Origin of the sequence: Photobacterium piscicola (assembly GCF_046058925.1) — a bacterium.
Classification (GTDB): domain Bacteria; phylum Pseudomonadota; class Gammaproteobacteria; order Enterobacterales; family Vibrionaceae; genus Photobacterium; species Photobacterium piscicola.
In genome coordinates this window covers 740,741-762,486 of sequence record NZ_CP175535.1, presented here as the reverse complement: position 1 = coordinate 762,486, position 21,746 = coordinate 740,741, and the positions used below count along the sequence as shown (strand labels likewise).

Below are 21,746 nucleotides of genomic sequence, written 5' to 3'. Positions count from 1 at the left end.
ATGAGAAAAGAGTGTCGTGCACTCTTTTCTCTACTTTATGCTTAGTTCTTAGCACATAGATCACATAGCACTAATTACTCAGGTGCTATACGCGCAATACCTCTAATGGTTGGCTGCACGACGGCAATCATTTTACGCATTTTTTCATATTGAATATCTTCAATCACAAAGCCTGCATCAATGATTGACTGCTCTGTATTTCGGTTAAGATGGCAATTATCTGCAACTCGACGCCAAATAAAATTCAACCGTTGTTGCCAATGATAACAACGAGAATTTGGCTCGGCGGCAACATGTTCTAAAAAAATGAAACGCCCTGTCGGTTTGAGTACCCGTTTAATTTCTTGTAATGATGCAGCCACATCTTTAACCGAACAACACACTAATGACACAAAAACATAATCAAAAAAGTCATCATCACTATCAATATTTTCAGTTGAACAAGATAAAACGGTCGCTTTAATATTCGATTGTGAATGTAATTTTTGCTCTAATTGCATTCGCATATGTTGATCTGGTTCAGATAAATAAAGCGCTAATGACGATTTTTGTGGATAAAGGCCTAAACTCGCTCCAGTTCCCGCACCTATTTCTAATACATTACCATCTACATTTTCAAGCAACGTTCGACGCCATTCCACCAAACAAGCTTCTTCGGTATATTTCATTACATTGTCATAAAATAAAGCAGTAAAGAAAGACATTACAACGCTCCAAAGTGATAAGTGGCTACCTTAACACTTTAAAAAGTGACAAACAGAGTTTTTAACTAATCTTTATTGTTAACAATAAAATATAACAACAAAGGAGTAAAAACTTGCCAACGATTCACCACACAGATAACATTAACAATAGTCATCCGTAGTCATGTGAAATGTAATGAGCATTAAGCAAAGAATAACCAGCGCTTACCGCTATATCGAGCCAAATCTATTTTTTATAGGATTATTTGGTTTTCTCGGCTTCCCTGCTTATTATCTTATTTGGGCTTATGTTTTCCCCCAGCCCTATGAAAATTTACCATTACGGTTAGTTTGTGCCGCATTATTTTTGCCGTTTGCGATTAAAAATCATATGCCAAGCTTATTTTCTCGTTATAAAGAAAAGCATTTTGTTTTTACTATATGTTTTTGTTTACCTTTTTTCTTTTGCTATATGATGATACGCAATGAATGGTCTGTTGAATGGATCATGTCTTTTATGGCCGCTATTTTTCTGTCTATTATTATTATCTATGATTGGCTAATTATTCTAATATGCACCACAATAGCAGCATGCAGCGCTGCCTTATTGGGCTATCTATCGATGGGCAATATTGGCATTGGCTTCCATTATTCATACCTTATTGTGTTTAGCTTTTCTTATTTCACAGGTATCTGTTTTAATTACCGTAATCGAATTGAAATTGAAAGTAAGCAATTATTCTCACGATCATTCAGTAGCGGTATCGCCCATGAAATGCGTAATCCCCTAGGTGCTTTATACGCCTCTCAAGAAGTCTTATTAGAATTACTTCCTGAAACATTAACCAATGATCCTCAACAACATCGACTGATCTCAAATGCTGAAATACATAAATTACGTAATATTATTCAAGACAATATTTCAATAATTAATAATGGTCATAATACTATCAATCTTTTACTTAATTCTATTGATAGTCAAAAAATATCACCTCATTCTTTTCAATACCTTTCTATTAACGATGTGATTATTGACGCACTTAATGTTTATGGCTATCAACAAAAAAGTGATCGCCAATTAGTCAGTTTTCAAATTAACAAGGATAATCTATTTTTTGGTAATGATATTTTATTGCGCTATGTTATCTTTAATTTATTAAAGAACTCTTTTTATTATAAAGATAAACTAAACTTTAAAATTGTCATTTCTGTTTATAGTAAAAAAAATGAAACAATTATCAGTGTTAAAGATTATGGGAAAGGTATTCCACTAACCGCGATTAAAAATATTTTTACCGAATATTATACTTCAGGGAAAAAGAACAATTCAGGTTTAGGGTTATCTTTTTGTAAAAAAGTCATTACAGCTTTTGCTGGGAACATTGAATGTTATTCAACTGAAGATATTTCAACAACGTTTATTATTCGATTACCAAGCGTAACATCTTCAATCGTTGAAAAAATGAAATATGACCTAATGTGTCATAAAAAAATATTATTCTTAGGTCGTCAAAATCAGTTATTAACAGATATTAGTCATCTTGCGTTCTTTTATAATTTCACGTTGTATTATAAACAAGCATCGACTTACGACATTACTGACATTAATGCAATTGATTATGATTGCATCGTTATTGATATGCATTCAATTCAAAATGAATTATTAATGAAACTGTATAACCATATAACGACAACAACAATAAAGATGATACTAATCCATCATTTAAATGATACTAAAGAAATAGTGTTATCAAAAATTTATCAGCCCTATTTATTTACATATGACCATATTGATGAATTACAGAAGAAATTAAGTACTCAAATTTTTACACATAAAACACCAGTAAATGACGTATTTAAAACAGTCAATATAACCAAAGCTAAAATCATGCTTGTTGATGACAATATTTCATTACGTTTGTACTCAGGTATTTTATTAAAAAATGCAGGTTATGACGTTGTAGAAGCAGACAATGGACGTACAGCCCTCTCTTATCTACAAGAATCTACAGTTGATCTTATTTTGATGGATTCACAAATGCCGATCATGTCAGGTATCGATGCGACCAAAGAAATCAGAACTAATCTTCAATATTCTGCACATCAAGACGTTCCTATTATCTGTTATTCAGGATCTTTAGATGAAGAACATAGAAACCATTTAATCAATATTGGAATCACTGACTTTTTACTAAAACCATCATCAAAAACAACGTTATTAAATATCGTTCACAAATGGTTAAAGGTATAAATTCACCAATAAAAAGTAGGTATGGTTTCATACCTACTTTTAAAAAATGACTTAATTACATTATTTTACGACGGCCATAAGCCACCAGCGACATCATCATCACCCAAAATAGAGACAAGCTACCACCTGAACCTTCTTTTTTATCATGATTTAATGGCCACTGTGTATTGTGATCCAATAGGTTAATATCCGTTGGCACTACTTCATCTTTAGTCACGGCAACTAAGTACGTACCTTCATTAGAGATTGCGTTATCAAACAATGGATATACTTGATCAAAAGGTAATGTTAACGTCGCAGTTTTACTGCCTGCGCTAAACCATACCTCTTTAGGTGCTAGAGCGGCTTGTTGCTTACCACTGACTTTAGTCGCAACATAAACCATTGCTTGCTGCGCGTTATCAATATCTTTGCTTCTAGTAAGTGTGACTTCAAATTGTTGAGCATTGATATCTTCGCGTACTTTTGCAGCTAATGTTTGTACATTCGTTAATGGCGTAAGGCCTTTTTTTGCAATAGCCGTTTCATTTAATAAACTCACGACATCACCACGACCTTGATCACAACCAGCTTGACCATTGATAAACGGTAAGCCATTTGCCGGGTTATAGCTGCTAAAGCCAGACATTAAACTGGTTGTTCCTTCCGCATTACATTGTTTGGTGCCGTAAGCGTTTTTAAACAGAGCATCAGTACTATCAACAGTATTCGCCTCAGTATGCTTAGCGCCAAAAGTATGTCCAACTTCATGAGCATAAACAAATTTATAACGACTATTTATTACACTATCAGCACTTAAGATCAATTGAGCATTATTCATTGACTCTAGATCTTCAAATCCTATTGGTGAACGTGCATGCCCCTTGGTTGTATTTGAAACCTGTGATGCAAAAGTCGTTAGTGTATTATTAATAATACTTGGGTCATTTGCGATCATTTGTTTAATATTGTCAGAAACTTCTTCAATGGTCTCATAAGGATAGTCAAGGTAACTAATAGTAGCCGGTGACAATTTAATATCAATATTATAATGATTCCAAACTCGGTTCGCTTGCTTAATATTTTGATAATGACCAACAGCCCATTGTGATGCAACCTCTGTATGGGCAATCTCTGTTGGTAAAATTAATGGTGACTCAAACTCAGCAGCATTTACACTTCCTGTAAACATAGCTAATAATATACATAATTTTTTCTTTTGCATGAGTATCCCTTAAAATAACATCTGCATGTTTATTTTATTTGGTTAAATAATTAATCGTTAATCTTGTAATAAATACTACAGCTGCAAAAAACAATATCAACAATTAATTAAAATAATCGTATTCATTACTCATTAAAGTATTAATATCGACTCAAAAATACATTAGAAGTATATATTTAATAATATAAAAAACTGTATACTTAAAAATAAATAAGCCCACTAAATACTATTAGCAGGCTTAATATTATTTACTATTTTAATACCATCTATTTAGCTATTGGAACATATTAGTAATAATTATGATGCTAATTCGATTTTCATCAAATAACACGCTTGTAATATAGCCTCTATTTCTTGATCTGTTAATTCACTATTGACAGAAAAACGAATAAGATTTTTATTTTTTGGTGTTGCGGGCGCACAAAAAACAGAACCAAAGATATTCATATTTTCTAAATGATCACGCATTATTTCAGTATTTTCTTCATTACCTGTTTCAAGAGCAATAATTTGAGATTGGCTTTGAATATTAAATCCAAGTTGGATTAAGCCATAACGTAATTTGTCAGCTTGCTCTACCAATCGTGAGCGGCGATCATCACTGTTTTTAATAACATTCAATGTCGCCTCTAATACTGCAATTTCATGAGGTAATAACGCAGAACTAAAGATAGCAGGACGCGCAACAAACGGTAATGCTTGCCCAATTTTGTGACTACACAATATCGCCCCTGCGCGATAAGCAAATGCTTTTGCTAAACTAACTGTTATAAAATCAACATCATCGGTTAAACCTAATTCAGCAACGAGCCCCGCACCTTTTGGTCCATGAGTACCTAATGAATGTGACTCATCAACCAAAATAGCACAACCATAATCTTTGGCTAACGCGACAATCTCAGTTAAAGGCGCGACTGTACCTAAGGTACTGTAAACAGAATCAACTAAAATAAGTCCTGGGCCATTACGCTTTATTAGCTTTTCTAGATGACGAATATTATTGTGTAAAAAGCTATGAATCTGCGCTTCTGCAACCCGAGCCCCTTCCCATAATGACATATGAGCAAAGAAATCAATGTAAACTGGCGTATTAACAGGCAAAATTGTTTGAATTAAGCCCACATTTGCCGCCCATCCAGATTGAGACAATATACAATGCTCAAAGCCAGTATAACTCGCCAACTGATGCTCAAATGAATGATCATCTTCTTTATGTAAAAATATAGCGGACATAACAATGTCTTTTTTATTATTACTGAGCGACTCTATATATGCTTCTCGAATGTGATCATGATTAGAAATGGCAAGATAGTCATTACTCTGTAATAACACCCCATTTTCTGTTGGTTTTTTACCTAAAACTAAATGTTGTTGGTTTTTTCGAGGATAAATAAGTTCTTCAAGATGAAATTCAATTTTTTTTTATAAAGTCTGGTAGTGGCTTAGATAGGTTATGGTTTGTCATGGTATATTCCTTTTTAATTAAAATAATATTATTTACATATTTATAAATAACGAAGATATATTATTATCAAATAAAAAATACACAACCTATTATTTGCTCATCTTATAAAATCATCCTGATAAAACAATTATCATTATTTGTTATATATAACCTATTCTGAATTTTAATATTATGAGAGACTACCTAAAAAAATAACCACACTGAGAATATGATGAAATATAGTGCAGCAATTTTTGATATGGATGGATTACTGCTTGATACCGAACAAGTGTGTATGACTGCTTTTAAGCAAACATGCTGTGAGATGGACCTTCCTTTTAAGCAAGAGGTTTATCTTTCTATGATTGGACGAAACCAAGCTGGGATTAAACCTATCATTAAGCAAGGCTACGGTGATATGTTGGATTATAGCCTTTTTCACCCTCGCTGGATGCAGCACTACCACGCCGTTGTTGAACATCAAGCCATTCCCGTTAAACACGGTGTCATCGAATTATTAAACTGGCTACAAGCCCAAAAAATCCCCATGGTTGTCGCCACTTCCACTCACAAAGCACTCGCACAGAAAAAACTTCATCTCGCTGGATTATCAACATACTTCTCACATATAACCTGTGGCGATGAAGTAACTCAAGGTAAACCTCACCCTGAAATATATTTACTCGCGGCACAACGTCTGCATGTAGAGCCTAATCAATGTATTGCCTTTGAGGATTCAAATAACGGCGTCAAAGCGGCAGTCGCTGCCAATATGGCTACGTTACAAATTATCGACCTTGTAGAGCCTGATACTGAAACTCGCGCTTTAGGACATGATATTTTTAACACTATGGATGATGCATTAACGTTTTTACAAACACACCAATAAAGCGTAACTACCACATTAAAAGTAATAAAAAAGCCCACAAGCTATTAACCTGTGGGCTTCTTTTTAAGTGAATATATTACTTCACTGCATTTGCTATTTGAGTTGTTAATTCACCAACCGCAGTTGATAGCGCTTCAACTTGGGCGCTATAACCGTCTTTAGATAATGGCACACTAAACTCAAATGGATGCACTGTTTGCAGGTCACCACTAGCACCAATGATCATCCACTCACCAGCCACATTAGCGACACCTGTATATACACCATTAAACTGGTTAATACGTACCTGTAAACGCGGTGCTCCCACTGTTGATAAGGTTGGTGTTAGCTGTGTTGCCCATAAACGATGTTGCTTTTGGCGTAAGTCATGAGTAATGCGACGTGTTAGCTGTTTCGCTAATGCCTCACCCCATAAGTTTTGCTGTGCTTCCACTATTTCTGTTGCTGACGTTTGATAAACTAAGCCAGTACCTGATAAGTGTGCTGCAACTTCAACCGGACGCACAATCAATAATGGTTGATTATTGGCGTGTGATACGGTCAATGTTTTACCCGCGGGCAACAAGAAGGTATTTATTCCTTCAGGTGCACTACTACAACCCGTTACGGCTAAAGTAGCCATTGCGATGATTAACCACTTTTTCATTATTAACGACCTCCAACAGGTACTGGATCTTTTGTTTGCTCATCACCAAACACAAGTGAATTTGGTTTTTCATTTAGTTGGCGTAACACAGGTTGTAATTCAGTCATCACTGCTTCAAAACGTGTTAATGCACCTTCAAGGTTCTGATATGGTGCTGCATCAGGACCAAACCCATTGAGTGTTGTCTGAATCTGTTTTAGGCTCGCACGTACATCACCAGGTAATGCTTGTGTGTCTTTTTGCTTTAATAAACGATCTAAATCATTGATCGTTGTTTGCATAGTCGCCATGGTTTTTTCAGATGCTTTTAACGTTGCCGTCATTGAGTTTAAAGTATCTTCAACAGGCAGCTTATTAAATTTCGTTAATAAGTTTGTTAGTTGCTTCTGTACCTCAGCTAAATCACCAGCTTTAGTTGGGAAGATATCATAACCATCATATTCCAATGCTTGAACTGGCTTTTCACCTTTATAAACATCAGTGCCAACATACAATGCACCAGTCAATAAATTACCGGTTTTCAATGTTGCTCGTAGGCCTTTCTTAAATTCTTTTTCAAGATTGGCATGCAATGACGCTAAAGTACCTTCATCAGTATGATCATAAACACGACCAAGATCGATGCGTACTAATACTGGAATCTGCTTACTGGTAAAACCTTCTTGGCTTGTTGGTAAACGTAATGGCACTTTTTGTACTGTACCAATTTGAATACCACGATATTCAATTGGAGCGCCAGCTTTTAAGCCACGAATAGATTCACTAAATAGCATCACAAAATCAAGATGTTGTTCAAACGTCTTCTCGCGAACTTCCGCTGTATTATCGTATAAACGGTAGTATGATTTTTGCTTCGCTTGTTGTGTACCTTGGTCATCAATCGGCGTAGAGAATGTTACGCCACCTGTAATTAATGATTCTAATGAGCCAATTTTAACATCAAAACCTTCAGCACCAACTTTCACTTGGACACCAGAAGATAAGATGAAGTTACTACTGGTGCGTACTAAGCGATCGTAAGGTTCAAAAATAAACAATTGGTAATTAGCGCGTTTACTATTGATGTCAAAACCTACTTGTTCAACACGACCAACAGTAAATCCGTCATAAAGAACTGGATCACCAACACCTAATTTACCCGCCTGACGACTGGTTAAAATAACACGTAACCCTTTTGCATCCGCAGGAGCAACTGGCGGAACATCAAGTGCAACAAAATGATGCTTATCTTCTTTACCTTCACCTGGTTGCATTTCAATATATGAACCAGAAAGCAAAGTATCTAAGCCAGATACACCACCTTTACCGATGCGCGGCTTAACCACCCAAAATAGCGTGTCATTTTTAAGCATGCGCCCTGTATCGTTATCCATTTGAGCTGTCACGGTAATGTAACTATAGTCTTCACTTAATTGGACTTTGGTTACCACACCCACTTTAACGTTCAACGATTTAATCGCGGTTTTACCCACTTCAATGCCTGATGCATTTGGCAATCGAATCGTAATGACAGGCCCTTGGCTATTTAGATATTGAACAAACATCCAAATACCAATGCCTAACGCAACCAATGGAACAATCCATATTGGTGATACTTGTTTCAAACGTTGCACTTTAGCCTCAACCGGCTGGTTATCACTCATAATCTGCTTTCTCATTTATGTACACTAGGCACTACTGAATGGGATTCAGTAGCATCTAACTCTGAATCTTGTTTATACGACTTACCTTTAGGTATCCAAAATACCCGCGGATCAAAACTCATCGCTGATAACATTGTAAATATCACCACCGTTGCGAAACATAACGCCGCAGGACCAGGTGAAATTGCCATCACATTTTGTAACTGTACTAAAGCCACCAAAATAGCAACAACGAAAATATCAACCATAGACCAACGACCAATAAATTCGGTTAAACGGTATAATTTTAAACGTTTAATTGCGACATGGGCGGAATTATCTGCTTGCTTACCCGCACAAAAATAGAGCCATGCTAAGGTAAACATTTTTGCCATAGGAATAAAAATACTGGCAATGAAAATAACTAATGCAATCGGCCACGACCCCATTTTCCAAAGTAATACAACACCGCCTAAAATCGTAGAGCCTTCAGTTTGACCTAAGCTCACGGTGTACATCATTGGATATAAGTTAGCGGGAATATAAAAAACGATGGAGGCAATTAAATATGCCCAAGCAAATTGCAATGAATGGGTAGCATCAAAGACATGTAATCGGCTATCACAACGTAAACAACGTGCGTGATGGGTTGTTGGCATTGGATTTATTTGATTACAAGCATGGCACCCAACATGGTTATGATCCATATGTGTATCACCATCATGAACCCCTGCTACGGGAACCATGGCAAAAAACTGATCCCACAACCACGTTCTATCAACTAATGAAACACATTTAACGACTAATACACTGTAAAGACAAAACGCCCAAAACGAATTCCCTAAGCCTATGTGAGCTAATGCGGATATTTTAACAAGACTCACTAACACGCCAATTAAAAATACATCAACCATTAGCCATGGCTGGATTTTAAACAATACTCGGCATAAAAATTTAAGCCAACTACGCGCATGAATCACATGTCCAATATTCTTTACTTTGTGGGCACAATAATAAAGGTAAAGAACTAATACTATATATGCCGCAGGAAACACAATAACGGTTGTCATTAATAAAACTGCTAAAACACTATTTTCAAAATGCTGCAATGTTTCCGCCGCATTTAATAGTGTAATTTGATGCCCCATACCATTTACAGTAAAAGATAAAAATGGAAATGAGAGGCTTAATGCTAGCATGATCAAACACGCGATACCGTAAGCAACTGGACGTTGAAAAGGTAAACTAACGGTTTTGATTAAAGTATGGCCACAACGAGGACACGTCGCTTTTTCACCTTCATTTAAATTCGGGATATCAACGACTAACCCACACTCTTCACACGCAATCATCATCGATTGTTGCACGTCAACCGCCTTTCGTGCGAGTTTACTTTGTTTACTCAACGTACATCACCTATGACAAATAAATCTGATAGTATAGTTTACTAACATGTTAAAAATCATTTTCAAAAAATAGACAAATGGTCAGCAGTCTTTCGCTGAGCCCCCCAAACCGCATTATTATCACATCCTAAATCTATATCGCTACATATGATTATTTTAGAATATGCCAGTTATTCCATCATTCTAAAACGCAATCCAATAATTACAAGTAATGCATTAAACATCAAAAACTTAACAACAAAAGTTGGCTAATTAATATAATTAATCCTTATATATTGTTTAATATAGTTAGATTATTTATGATTAGTTATCATTATCTTTACTATGAAATTTTATTTTGAACGGTATACATTATAACAGTATTCTCGCTCTATGCTGCATTACATTTACCAACAGTTAATTTTTACTTATGCTCTTCTTCTAATAACAGAATTATGCTACTTAGTTTAATAAAGCACAAATCTCCAATAAAACGCCTTTTTTTCACACAAAAATACTGCTTATTGTAAATTTAACCACTTTTATCCCTACTTATGATTTGAAATCATGATGAATTGTTACAAATAAAGACTATTCATCTGTATTTCAAACACAGTAATATAGTATTTCATTAAGTATCAATATATTATCCGATAAAAGACACCACAACATGAACATTAGCCATAGTATTAGAAAGAAGATCACCCACTACATTTTACTATGTCTAAGCTTATTAGTTATATTCAATATAGGCTATTGGTCCTATAACCAATATACTAATATTCAAAAGATGCTGACACGAAATCAGACCGTCACAGAGAACAATGTATTAACGATTGTTAGTAAACATACTGACTTATTAACAGCAATATCGAATGATACCGTCATGCAGGATCTATCATTACAGTTACCCCAACGAATTGAAATTATTCGCCCCTATCAACAAGCATTTAATATCGAAACATTAGGTATTAGTGACATGAAAGGTAATGCTGCAACAACTTACCGAATGAATGCTGAAAATATAAACTATCGTCATTATTTTCAGCAAGCAATACAGGAAAAAAGATTAACGATTAGTAACTTAATCTACTCTCCTATCTCTAATAGCTATGTTTATATAATCTGTAAGCCGTTTAATAATAGCATTAATGAAGGTACTATCTTTGCATCAGTCTCTTATGCTGATATCAATCACGCCTTAACTTATCAAGAAAACACCAGCATCAAAAATAATATTCTCAATGATTGCAAAGACACCCGTAATAATTGTAAGAACACGAATACACTCAAGAAAAATAATATTTATTCTTCATTAAATAACGAACAAATATCACATAACATTAAGAATAAAAACACATTTAGTTATCATGTTATCAATAATAAAAATCAACTTGAAATATTATCATTACATCCATTAAAAAATACACCTTGGTATTTAGTTACAACACTTAACTATAATCAATATTTAAAAGATAGAGTTCTTTTTATGATTATTAATATTTGTATCTCTGTCATTGCATCAATCGCTATTGGCTATTACCTAATGAAAAAAGTATCTATCATTACATCTCCGATAGATGCATTTATTAAAGAAAGTACCTCTATTGTTCCAATTCAATCACCATCTAAAAATAGCAATATCGATATAAATCATCATTTTAAAAACATCATTAACACGACTAAAGATGGTGTCTATTGTTCTCGAACAAATTTACTGAATCGTAAGTACTTTATTCAACATGCAAACATTACGATTCAAAAACGTCATCAAAATTTAGCCTTACTTTTTATAGACCTAGATAACCTTAAAACCATCAATGACACCTTAGGTCATTATTACGGTGATGATGTTATTAGTATCTTTGCCCAACATGTGAAGTCATTTTTTAATAATCCAATCGATTTAATTGGTCGTTTTGGTGGGGATGAATTTATTGTATTAACCAGTGGTTTCAATAATGAAACAGATTTAATCAACATATTAGAAACTCTGATTAGTCAGCTAAATGGTTCCGTAAGTAATGGGGACATAGTCATTCCGTTTTCAGCATCGATTGGTGTTGCCGTAACAGATAATCAAACACGCGATATCGAACAATTGATCAACAATGCAGATCAAGCGGTTTATGACAGTAAGAAAAAGGGCAAAAACTGTTACAGTTTTTATGTTAACCATTAAAAAAGCCCCTAATGTTATCATCAACATTAGGGGCTTTTTTACATTATTCGGTATTAATCTTGTGGTACTACTGGCACTCGAAATAAGCGGTCATAAGCAATGTTGTACACATATGCATAAATGAGATAGAAGAGTACCATTCCAATATCAAGCACAAAAGCTTCCCATAACGTCACTTTTAGCGCCCAAGATAAGATAGGAATCGTAACAAAAAGAAGTCCAGCTTCAAATCCAATACTATGAAGAATACGAACAATTGTAGTTTTTACCGTTGTTTTATAACGACGATAAAGCATACGATCAAACCATATATTGTAAATATAGTTCCAACCCGTTGCTAAAATTGAAAAAGCAATCCCGACTACGCCAACATGACTACCATCAAACCCGAATTGGCTTAATACACACACCAATAAAATTAAACCAATAACTTCAAAACAAATCGCATGGCGAATACGATCCAACCGCGTTCTCATCAAAAATTCCCTCAGTACATGTATTTTTATAATCGATAGCTTTTCTGTATACGGACTATAAATGTTTTTTTGCTATTAACAAGCTAGAACCTATCCGCAAAAGAGATAGATTAACTATTTGTCTAACAATTCCGAAGCCTTATAGCTGCGCTGAGTTACCATAGTTGACGACGATAGCATATTTAAATTCATGGATTGTTGTAACGCTTTTTTATCCGCCTGTAATAGCATGACTTGCTGGCGAAGTTGATCAATAACTAATTGAGAATTATGTTGTTTTTCAGCTTTCTCTTCTAATTGTTGAAATAAATCTTCAACGTCAAGCACACTTGTTTCGGTTCTATTTTTTGATACGATTAATGCTTGTTGTCGTTGCTCAGCCTCAATAGCAAGCTGTTTTACAAACGATCCCATTTCATCAGCAGATCCAACAAGACGATTAAATATTAATAAAAAAGAACAAATTTCTGCATCAGTAGAAAAATTGGGATAACGTATTTTATGATCTATTTCTGTCCATGCTTCTTCAAAAATAGTTCTCACTTGTACTTCAGTAAAAATACGTCGGTGTTGTAGTTCACTACCAAACACATAATGTAATGATCGATAACCTGCTGGATGTATTTTTACTGTAATATCTGCGGGTAATTCAGCCGACACTTCATCATCACCATTTCGAACATAATAAACCGGTGGCTCTTCATATTGCCACTTACTCATTAAATAATCATGAATAGCTAACCCATCATCTTTAAATAAATGTAGCGCACGTACGCCAATAAGATCAGTAACAATGGCGTCATAATTATACTGATTAATACCGAGATATTTAGCTTTAAACGTCGCACTATTAGGTTGTGTTTTTCGAACAATTTTCTCCATCAAATGCTGTGGTTTTTTCACTCGCCAACGAACAGAATGAACATGAGAACATTGCTGAATAATGCGTGCATATGATTCTGCGGTAACATTCAATGCCTCGGTTCGTTGTTCATGACACAAACCAATTGCTTTTAATGTCGACCATGAAATTTGGCTTGCTTGCCACTGCTGTTGACTAATTCGATTCTGGTAAAGAAACTCATCTTCTGTCAAAGAAGCAATACTCATGTTGACTCACTTATTGATAAATAACATTACAGATAAAAACGAACGAACAATTACTTATTGTTGTGTTTGTTATTTTAATAAATGCGTTAAATTATGCTTTTTACATATATTTTTCAACTTAATACGAATATTAAAATGATAACAAAGTTACCACTAATAATATTAAGACTGCAGTGAATAACTTGACCGAATAACCTGCTGGTAATACTCATCAATCGATGTGGCTAACGAAAAATGATAAAAAGCATATAGAGATACATTAGTATAAACTTCGTATTCACCGCGCTGGCCAAAATCAATATAAAGGCAGTCATTACTCACATCATGCCCTATTTTTTTTATCACATCAGAACTCACAATAAACCAATTAATCATTCATATTCACTCGTTATTATTTGAATAATTAATCATGCCAAAAACGTTATAACATACCTACTTTTTTTTGCTTTTCATCATTTTTGCAGCCAAAAACGGCACTTAACTAACGCTTCTCTCAGTTATACTAGTCACTTTAGGGCTGCTCACGTAAACTGACCGTATTATTTTGGTACTTAATCGTTTAGGAATTGAGTAAAAACATGAAACGTATTCCAACAAATATTATTACTGGCTTCTTAGGTGCAGGGAAAACGACCTCTATTCTTTCTTTGCTCGCTCGCAAACCTGAACATGAAAAGTGGGCCATTTTAATTAATGAATTTGGTAATGTTGGTGTCGATGGTGCTATTTTAGAACAGCAAGGGGCAATTATTAAAGAAGTCCCTGGTGGCTGCATGTGTTGTGTGGCAGGTTTACCTATGTCTGTAGGTATTAACGCATTACTCGCACAAAAACCTGACCGCTTATTGTTAGAACCAACAGGCCTCGGTCATCCCAAAGAAGTCATCAATAAGTTAACCTCTGAAAGCTACCGTAATTATGTTGATCTTCGAGCAACCATCACAGTGGTTGACCCTCGCCATTTTGCTGACAGTATTTATACTGATAACGCTAATTTCCAAGATCAACTTGCATTAGCTGATGTTGTTGTTGCCAACAAAATCGATCAGTGTGACGATTTTGATTTATACACATTCCAAACCGCAATGGAAAAAGCAGAGCCTAAAAAAGCCCTAATCGCAGAAGTAGATCATGGTCGTCTTGAACTTGAGTGGCTAGACATTGAACGTATAGAACGTCAGGCACAGCATAGCCACCACCACCATCACGATAATCAAATGGAACCATTGCCAGAATTAGAGCTCGCTCCTGGTCAGCAGTTTATTCGTAAAGAAAACCATGGTCAGGGTTATCACAGTTGCGGTTGGTTCTTCGCAGCTGATCAATTATTTGAATTTTCAAAACTATTTAGTCTATTTTCTAATCTTAATGCTAATCGTGTTAAGGCTGTAGTGAATACTGAAAATGGCTGCTTTGCCTTTAACGTGGTCAATCAAGTGGTATCGGTTAATGAACTCTCGCTAGAAGGCTTTGAATCACGCATTGAAGTGATCGATAGTGAAGTTCTACCGTGGGATGAACTAGAGAATATTTTATGTTCAATCACTGAAAACACAGTAGCTAAATAACCCTATTGATCCGTACTTATCGATTCATTGCTCATACCGATTGCAGTAATAGTGAGAAATTTTATCACTTTACTGCTAGGTTATAAAATAGAGCTCATAAAAAGAAGGGAGCACAAATGCTAAACCCTAATACTGCTAAAACCGTCATTGATCACGCGCTATTTCTTGGTGCCGATTTTGCTGAATTATTTGTCGAACATCATCAATCAAGTTCAGTCCAACTTATCTCGGCTGAAATTGATAAAGTTAACTCAGGCATTGATTTTGGCATTGGCATCCGCCTATTCTTTGGCCATAAAGTCCTCTACGGTTACACCAATAGCACCGATGAAGAAGAGTTAAAACGTGTTACTTCTTTACTGGCTGCAAAAGATAAACGCGACCAAATATTAACGGCGGGCTCTTTCGATTTAAGCCGTTATGACAATAAACATAGCTGTCAATTACCGCTAAGCCAAGACACCAATATGGCGGCTAAAATTGCCTTCTTACGCCAAGCGGATCAAGCTGCTCGCGCTGAAAACGAAAAAATCGCCCAATTTATCGGTAGTGTTGCACAACGTGAACAGCAAATTGAGATCTTCAATTCCGATGGCCTTCATATTGGCGATACTCGTCATTACACCCGTATTTCTGCTAATGCTGTTGCACAAAATGGTAGTGAGCAATCAACAGGTTACGAAGCACCTGGCGCATTTACAGGATGGGAATTTAACACCCATCTAGACGCACAAAAACTGGGACATGATGTGGCACAACAAGCCATGGTTAAACTGTTTGCTGACGCCTGTCCATCTGGTGAAATGCCTGTCATCATTGGTAACGGCTTTGGTGGCGTTATCTTCCATGAAGCCTGTGGTCACTTACTTGAAACCACTTCTGTTGCTAAAAAAGCCTCGGTTTTTTACGACAAAATGGGCGAAATGATTGCTAATTCTGTTGTTAGTGCTGTTGATGATGGCACCATGACCAATCAATGGGGTTCCATCAATATTGATGATGAAGGCATGGAAACCCAACGCACTCAATTGATTAAAGACGGTAAGCTAACTAGTTTTATGGTCGATCGTATGGGTGGGCTAAAAACTGGCTTTGAACGTACAGGTTCCGGTCGACGCGAGTCTTATAAGTTCGCCCCTACTTCACGAATGCGTAATACCTTTATTGAACCGGGAACAAGCACTCTTGATGATATGCTTGCGGGCGTTGAACGTGGTATTTATGCTAAGAAAATGGGCGGCGGATCAGTACAGCCAGGTACGGGTGAGTTTAACTTTGCCGTCCAAGAAGCATATTTAGTTGAAAACGGTAAAATCACCAAGCCACTAAAATCAGCCACATTAATCAGCACAGGCCCTAAAGTACTAAAAGAAATTAGCATGATAGGTAATGATTTTGCCCTTGCCGCTGGCATGTGCGGATCTGTAAGTGGCTCAGTGCCAACAACCGTCGGTCAAGCAGCATTGAAAGTGGATAATATTCTTGTGGGAGGTGGCAACTAATGACAGATCAAAATGCACTACAACAGGCCATCGATTACGTCCTTGATCGTGTTAAGGCACATAATGCCGAAGCTGATGTTATTGCAAATCGCAGTAACAATTTTTCATTAAAAGCCAACCAAGGCGAACTGGATGAATATAAAGTAACATCTGGTCAAGTCATTGGTGTACGAGTAGTTAAAGATCAACGTACGGCCACCAGTTACTCAGAATCACTTGATATCGCTAGCCTTGATTTAATGGTGAATAATGCGCTAATTAATGCTGAATATTCTCAACAAGATCCCCATCAGAACATCAGTTGTCTTGATAGCCGATTAGCGACAATTGAACCTGAAGTGTACCAGATAGAAACGGCAACTGTTGATGACAAAATTGCACTTGCGTTATCATTAGAGCAAGGTGTAGTGAGTAAGCCTAATGCGACCAGCGCACCTTACAATGGTTTTGCTGAATCAGATAGCCATGTCATTTTAGCCAACACCCAAGGCACATTATGCAGTCATAATGAACGTTCAACATATTGCTATGCTTATACTTTATATGAAAAAGATGGTAAACAAGCCATGCATGGTGGTATGTCATCAGGACGTTTATTTCATCAGCTAGATTCAACATATTGTATTAACCACGGCTACGACATGGCACAAGCACTATTAGATGGTGCTCCCATTGCCAGTAAGCACTACTCGGTAATATTTACCCTTAGTGCTTTGAGTAACCTCTTTTCTGCTTATGGCATGTGTCTATCAGGACAAGCAGCAATGAAAGGGATAAACCCTTGGCGTGATGCGCTTCATACTCAAGTTGCAAGCCCACTGCTAACTATTACTGATACCGCGTATGTAAATGGCGGCTTTGCAATTAAAGCATTTGATAGTGAGGGATTTGCAACCCGTGACACATTATTAATTGGTGAAGGTAAGCTTCAGAGCTTATTACACAATAGCCACACTGCGAGTTATTTTGGCATCGAGAATACAGCCAATGGTTCCCGTTCAGCCAAAGGTGGATTAGGTGTCGGTGGTTCTCATACCGTTATTCAAGCAGGCAGTAGTTCCGAAGCAGATATTACCGCTGGTGAATACCTTGAATTAGTTGAATTACAAGGCGTTCACTCAGGTGCTGATGCCGTAAGTGGTGACTTCTCATTTGGTGCTAGTGGTTTTCTCTGCCGTGACGGACAACGCGTACAAGCGGTTCGTGGTATTACTGTTGCCGGTAATTTCTACCAAATGATCAAAGAAATTGATGCCGTAGGAAACCAACTTGATAATGACTATAGCCGCAGTTTCTATGCTCCTAAAATACGCTTCTCTCGCTTAAATATTGCAGGGAAATAATACAATTTAACCTGATTAAACCTTACTGATGTTTTTCATCAGTAAGGTTTTTTTTTGCGCCAACTCAAATACTTGTCCATTATTATCGTTACAACTAACAATCCCTATTATTAGATTTAAAATCTTTCACAAAATGCGATAACATAGAAAAAACACCTAATAAGAATGAGAATAAGACCATGAATCTTACTGCCATTGCAACACTACAAATGAATAATAAAATGTTTGCTAACCCACGTCGTATTGCACTCTTAAAAGCCATTGATACAACGGGTTCTATCAGCCAAGGAGCTAAATTAGCAGGCATTAGCTATAAAGCCGCCTTTGATGCAATTAAAGATATGAACACCAGCAACGAACAACCGTTAGTTAACTGTGAGAAAGGTGGTAAAGGCGGTGGTGGCGCAACCCTAACGCGATTTGGTCAACGTCTGATCCAGATGTATGATCTGTTAAATAAAATTCAAGATATGGGCTTACAAGCGCTTAATGATGAAAATGCACCTCTTGATAGCCTGCTCGGCGTTATGAGTCGTTTCTCACTACAAACAAGCGCGCGTAATCAATTATTTGGGCATATTAGCGCCATTGAAACCCATGACCTATATGATGTGGTCACTATTGCGATTACTGAGCAGCATCAGATTCAAGCAACAATCACCCATGGCAGTACCTTGCGTTTGCACCTTAAGCCTAATAAAGATGTGGTGACATTAATTAAAGGGCCAGCAATTACGGTCTGTAGTGAAGAAAATCTTATTCATGGAAAGCGGGATCGGTTTGATAACCAATTGCTTGGTACACTTACCGCAATGAAACAAGATAAGCAATCAACTGAAATCACAATTAGCTTAACTGATGAAATTAGCATTTGTGCTTTCGTTGACAACCAAGATTTAATGGATGAAACGTTACGGTTAGGTATGCCTATTTACGGCTTATTTCATTCAACTCAGGTTATTGTTGCGAGTATGTGCTAAAGAATAAATTGATAATAATAACCTTATGCTCAAAGGAATGAGCTTATTATCAATCCTCATTTTATATCTTGTACACCCACACTACATTCACCTGAAAATGCATTGTAGTTAAAACCTTTTCTTATACAGTCAGTAAAACGTGCATAATCTTCATATTGCTGAACAACGATCAATCCGCAGGCAATAAAGACAAACGCTAATGTCGTCATATTCCACCAAATTTTTTTCTGTTTAAGTGAACATAAAAAAAAGGTGACGGATAATGGAACGCAAGCAATACTTATAAACCATAGTGTAGCCGATGAAAATATCATTATGAAATACCAGTAAAGTGCAATTTACGCTACTAGCATTTTAACGCTTTTTATTAATTAAACCTTCACTTTAATTTCAAAAATATACTAATTTTACCGTAAACTAACATAAACAAAGAAACATTGATAAATATGATGCTTATATAACCATACCCTTAGCGTGATAAATATAAAAAGCATTGCATCTATTAATATTAACAATCAATAGACACAATGGTTTTAAAACAACGCTTAATCATAATCAATCACTAAATAACCAGTCCACCATCGACTTTTAATACTTGTCCCGTAATAAAACTTGATTGTTTACTCGCTAAAAATAATGCGCAATTCGCAATATCTTGTGCTTTACCCATACGCTTTAATGGTGTTTTTGATGTCATATGATCAATCACCTTTTCAGGTAAGTCGACTGTCATTGGTGTTTCTATAAACCCAGGAGCAATACAATTTGCACGTACTTGTGCACCTTTACGCGCAAACTCTTTTGCCCATGACTTCGTCATTGCAATCACACCAGCTTTAGTGGCGGCATAGTTAGTCTGACCTATATTACCGTCGGTTCCCACAACTGACGACATGGTAATAATTGAACCACTGCCTGTTTGCATCATCGTAGGTGCAATCGCTTGGGTCATATTAAATACCCCTTTGAGATTAACATCCATGACTAAGTCCCAGTCAGCCTCTGTCATTTTATCGATTAAATTATCACGTGTGATGCCAGCATTATTCACTAAAACGTCAATATGCCCATATTGTTCTGTTAACTGCTTCACAGCATCTGCAACCCCTTGTCGATCACAAACATTAAGCTCTAAAGCGGTCACATTAGGAAACTGTTGTTCTAGATCCGCCATCATGCCCATATTCATATCACAAGCAATAACACGGGTTGCGTTTTGACGAGCAAAGGTTTCAACAATACAACGGCCAATTCCTTGAGCCCCACCTGTTACAAGACATACTTTACCTGCTAACATATTTTTCCCCTCTTTATATTTATTATCATCCTATTACACAAAGTAAAACTAAGTGCTTAATCTTCATTCTAGATAACTCTAGCGAGAACATTAGGCCTAATATCACAAGACACAATTGCATAAACAAGATAATCGCCATTATTACCACTATTACTAAGTGCAACACGAGGCATATTAGTATACTTTATTCATAGCTTATTTTTACTTTTAATTGTTGTCGTAAGGAAAACGATGCTAAATAAAATTATCTTTTTTCTGCATGTTGTACGGTGCCAATCTGTCACAGAAGCAGCAAAACAATATGGTATTTCAGCATCAGCAGGAAGCCGTTGGATCACTGAACTTGAAGAAATGATGGGCATCAGTCTGGTAAAACGAACTACGCGCAAAATTTCTGTCACACAGGCTGGACAACACTTATTTCAACGTTTCACGCAGATTAATAATCAAATCACCGATGTACTTAATGAAATACAAAACCTCAGCCAAGAAGATAGTGGCACCATAAAAGTCGCCTGTACTCCACTGTTTGCCAAGCATTATTTAAGTGTCATTATTGGTGAATACGTCAGTGATAACCCCAACATTAATTTTGTCGTTATTGAAACGGCTTTTGAAGTCGACAATGTGCATGAAGTTGATTTTGCGATACGCGCGAATGCGACTTATCGTGGTTTTCAAGATAAAGACAGTTTATTGGTAAAACGAACCCTATTCCGTGAGCCACTAAAAGCATGTTGCTCACCTGCTTATATTGTGCGTTATGGGCAACCCGTTATTCCTAACGATTTAAAAAATCATTTATGTTTATTTGCAACCACGCTTGTTGGTGGAAACCGTTGGATTTTTGAACAAGATGGAGAATATAACTCAGTACAGATTTCACGTACCGTCGAAGTTGATGACAGTGAAATTTTAAAAAGTATTGCACTTTCTGGTGGGGGAATTGCGTATTTGCCTTACAGCTTGATTCAAGAGGATTTACAGCAAAACAATTTAGTATCAGTGCTTAATGACTATATTAGCAGTGAGTTTGAACTGAGCTTATATTACAAACCCAGAAAATACATGCCAGCTCGCTGTGCTAATTTTAAAGAATATCTATTGAAACGCGTCGCAGACATTAACCTTAGCCGTAATGTAAGTTGATACCCTCAAAAAAAA

General features: G+C 36.2%; 18 protein-coding genes and 1 pseudogene. 8 read left to right on the top strand and 11 right to left on the bottom strand.

Annotated elements, in window-relative coordinates; translation table 11 throughout:
- Positions 1 to 74: 74 nt before the first annotated feature.
- The gene (locus ACJZU6_RS17970; protein ID WP_327769101.1) at positions 75 to 704 is read right to left on the bottom strand and encodes a class I SAM-dependent methyltransferase; all 630 of its coding nucleotides are present in this window, start codon (positions 702 to 704) and stop codon (positions 75 to 77) included.
- A gap of 175 nt (positions 705 to 879) precedes the next feature.
- On the opposite strand from ACJZU6_RS17970, the gene ACJZU6_RS17965 reads away from it, so the two are divergent.
- The gene (locus tag ACJZU6_RS17965) at positions 880 to 2,934 is read left to right on the top strand and encodes a response regulator (RefSeq protein WP_408900990.1); all 2,055 of its coding nucleotides are present in this window, start codon (positions 880 to 882) and stop codon (positions 2,932 to 2,934) included.
- A gap of 55 nt (positions 2,935 to 2,989) precedes the next feature.
- On the opposite strand, the gene ACJZU6_RS17960 is transcribed toward ACJZU6_RS17965, so the two are convergent.
- Together ACJZU6_RS17960 and cqsA are read right to left on the bottom strand one after the other, a co-directional pair.
- Entirely contained in the window at positions 2,990 to 4,138 is a 1,149-nt protein-coding gene (locus tag ACJZU6_RS17960; protein ID WP_107276531.1) for a M12 family metallo-peptidase, read from the bottom strand.
- Positions 4,139 to 4,435: 297 nt separating this feature from the next.
- Positions 4,436 to 5,603: pseudogene (gene cqsA / locus ACJZU6_RS17955) on the bottom strand (alpha-hydroxyketone-type quorum-sensing autoinducer synthase).
- 211 nt (positions 5,604 to 5,814) lie between these two features.
- On the opposite strand from cqsA, the gene ACJZU6_RS17950 reads away from it, so the two are divergent.
- Positions 5,815 to 6,471 carry an HAD family phosphatase gene (locus ACJZU6_RS17950; protein ID WP_080156188.1) on the top strand — a complete coding sequence of 219 codons (657 nt, stop codon included), beginning with the start codon at positions 5,815 to 5,817 and terminating at the stop codon, positions 6,469 to 6,471.
- A 76-nt stretch (positions 6,472 to 6,547) separates the two neighbouring features.
- Here ACJZU6_RS17950 and ACJZU6_RS17945 read toward each other — a convergent pair whose 3' ends face one another.
- From ACJZU6_RS17945 to ACJZU6_RS17935, 3 genes are read right to left on the bottom strand one after another with little or no spacing between them, the layout of a single operon-like run.
- A complete protein-coding gene (locus tag ACJZU6_RS17945) occupies positions 6,548 to 7,117 on the bottom strand; it encodes a membrane integrity-associated transporter subunit PqiC (protein ID WP_080156189.1) in 570 nt (189 codons plus the stop codon).
- Between the two features lie 2 nt (positions 7,118 to 7,119).
- On the bottom strand, positions 7,120 to 8,760 hold the full coding sequence (gene pqiB / locus ACJZU6_RS17940) for an intermembrane transport protein PqiB (RefSeq protein WP_080156190.1): 1,641 nt from the start codon (positions 8,758 to 8,760) through the stop codon (positions 7,120 to 7,122).
- Between the two features lie 11 nt (positions 8,761 to 8,771).
- Entirely contained in the window at positions 8,772 to 10,094 is a 1,323-nt protein-coding gene (locus ACJZU6_RS17935; protein WP_080156566.1) for a paraquat-inducible protein A, read from the bottom strand.
- Between the two features lie 820 nt (positions 10,095 to 10,914).
- Between ACJZU6_RS17935 and ACJZU6_RS17930 the strand changes: the two genes are divergently transcribed.
- Positions 10,915 to 12,306: a diguanylate cyclase domain-containing protein gene (locus ACJZU6_RS17930; protein WP_408900989.1), complete on the top strand. Its 1,392-nt coding sequence runs from the start codon at positions 10,915 to 10,917 to the stop codon at positions 12,304 to 12,306.
- A 53-nt stretch (positions 12,307 to 12,359) separates the two neighbouring features.
- On the opposite strand, the gene ACJZU6_RS17925 is transcribed toward ACJZU6_RS17930, so the two are convergent.
- From ACJZU6_RS17925 to ACJZU6_RS17915, 3 genes are all read right to left on the bottom strand, one after another.
- On the bottom strand, positions 12,360 to 12,782 hold the full coding sequence (locus tag ACJZU6_RS17925; protein WP_408900988.1) for a PACE efflux transporter: 423 nt from the start codon (positions 12,780 to 12,782) through the stop codon (positions 12,360 to 12,362).
- A 114-nt stretch (positions 12,783 to 12,896) separates the two neighbouring features.
- Positions 12,897 to 13,892: a RelA/SpoT domain-containing protein gene (locus ACJZU6_RS17920; protein ID WP_408900987.1), complete on the bottom strand. Its 996-nt coding sequence runs from the start codon at positions 13,890 to 13,892 to the stop codon at positions 12,897 to 12,899.
- Between the two features lie 162 nt (positions 13,893 to 14,054).
- Positions 14,055 to 14,267 carry a KTSC domain-containing protein gene (locus tag ACJZU6_RS17915; protein ID WP_408900986.1) on the bottom strand — a complete coding sequence of 71 codons (213 nt, stop codon included), beginning with the start codon at positions 14,265 to 14,267 and terminating at the stop codon, positions 14,055 to 14,057.
- Positions 14,268 to 14,470: 203 nt separating this feature from the next.
- Here ACJZU6_RS17915 and ACJZU6_RS17910 point away from each other — a divergent pair, with 203 nt between their 5' ends.
- The 4 genes from ACJZU6_RS17910 (at position 14,471) to ACJZU6_RS17895 (ending at position 19,285) form a co-directional block, all read left to right on the top strand.
- A complete protein-coding gene (locus ACJZU6_RS17910) occupies positions 14,471 to 15,460 on the top strand; it encodes a GTP-binding protein (RefSeq protein ID WP_080156195.1) in 990 nt (329 codons plus the stop codon).
- A gap of 116 nt (positions 15,461 to 15,576) precedes the next feature.
- The gene (locus tag ACJZU6_RS17905) at positions 15,577 to 16,962 is read left to right on the top strand and encodes a TldD/PmbA family protein (protein ID WP_107276527.1); all 1,386 of its coding nucleotides are present in this window, start codon (positions 15,577 to 15,579) and stop codon (positions 16,960 to 16,962) included.
- Entirely contained in the window at positions 16,962 to 18,305 is a 1,344-nt protein-coding gene (locus ACJZU6_RS17900) for a TldD/PmbA family protein (RefSeq protein ID WP_080156197.1), read from the top strand. Before ACJZU6_RS17905 ends, ACJZU6_RS17900 begins: the two co-directional genes overlap by 1 nt.
- Before the next feature lie 179 nt (positions 18,306 to 18,484).
- Entirely contained in the window at positions 18,485 to 19,285 is an 801-nt protein-coding gene (locus ACJZU6_RS17895) for a TOBE domain-containing protein (RefSeq protein WP_080156198.1), read from the top strand.
- A gap of 56 nt (positions 19,286 to 19,341) precedes the next feature.
- On the opposite strand, the gene ACJZU6_RS17890 is transcribed toward ACJZU6_RS17895, so the two are convergent.
- Positions 19,342 to 19,494, bottom strand: a complete 153-nt coding sequence (locus ACJZU6_RS17890; protein ID WP_158258944.1) for a hypothetical protein — start codon at positions 19,492 to 19,494, stop codon at positions 19,342 to 19,344.
- A gap of 353 nt (positions 19,495 to 19,847) precedes the next feature.
- On the bottom strand, positions 19,848 to 20,582 hold the full coding sequence (locus ACJZU6_RS17885) for a beta-ketoacyl-ACP reductase (RefSeq protein ID WP_080156199.1): 735 nt from the start codon (positions 20,580 to 20,582) through the stop codon (positions 19,848 to 19,850).
- Between the two features lie 231 nt (positions 20,583 to 20,813).
- On the opposite strand from ACJZU6_RS17885, the gene ACJZU6_RS17880 reads away from it, so the two are divergent.
- Entirely contained in the window at positions 20,814 to 21,731 is a 918-nt protein-coding gene (locus tag ACJZU6_RS17880) for a LysR family transcriptional regulator (protein ID WP_080156200.1), read from the top strand.
- Positions 21,732 to 21,746: the final 15 nt, after the last annotated feature.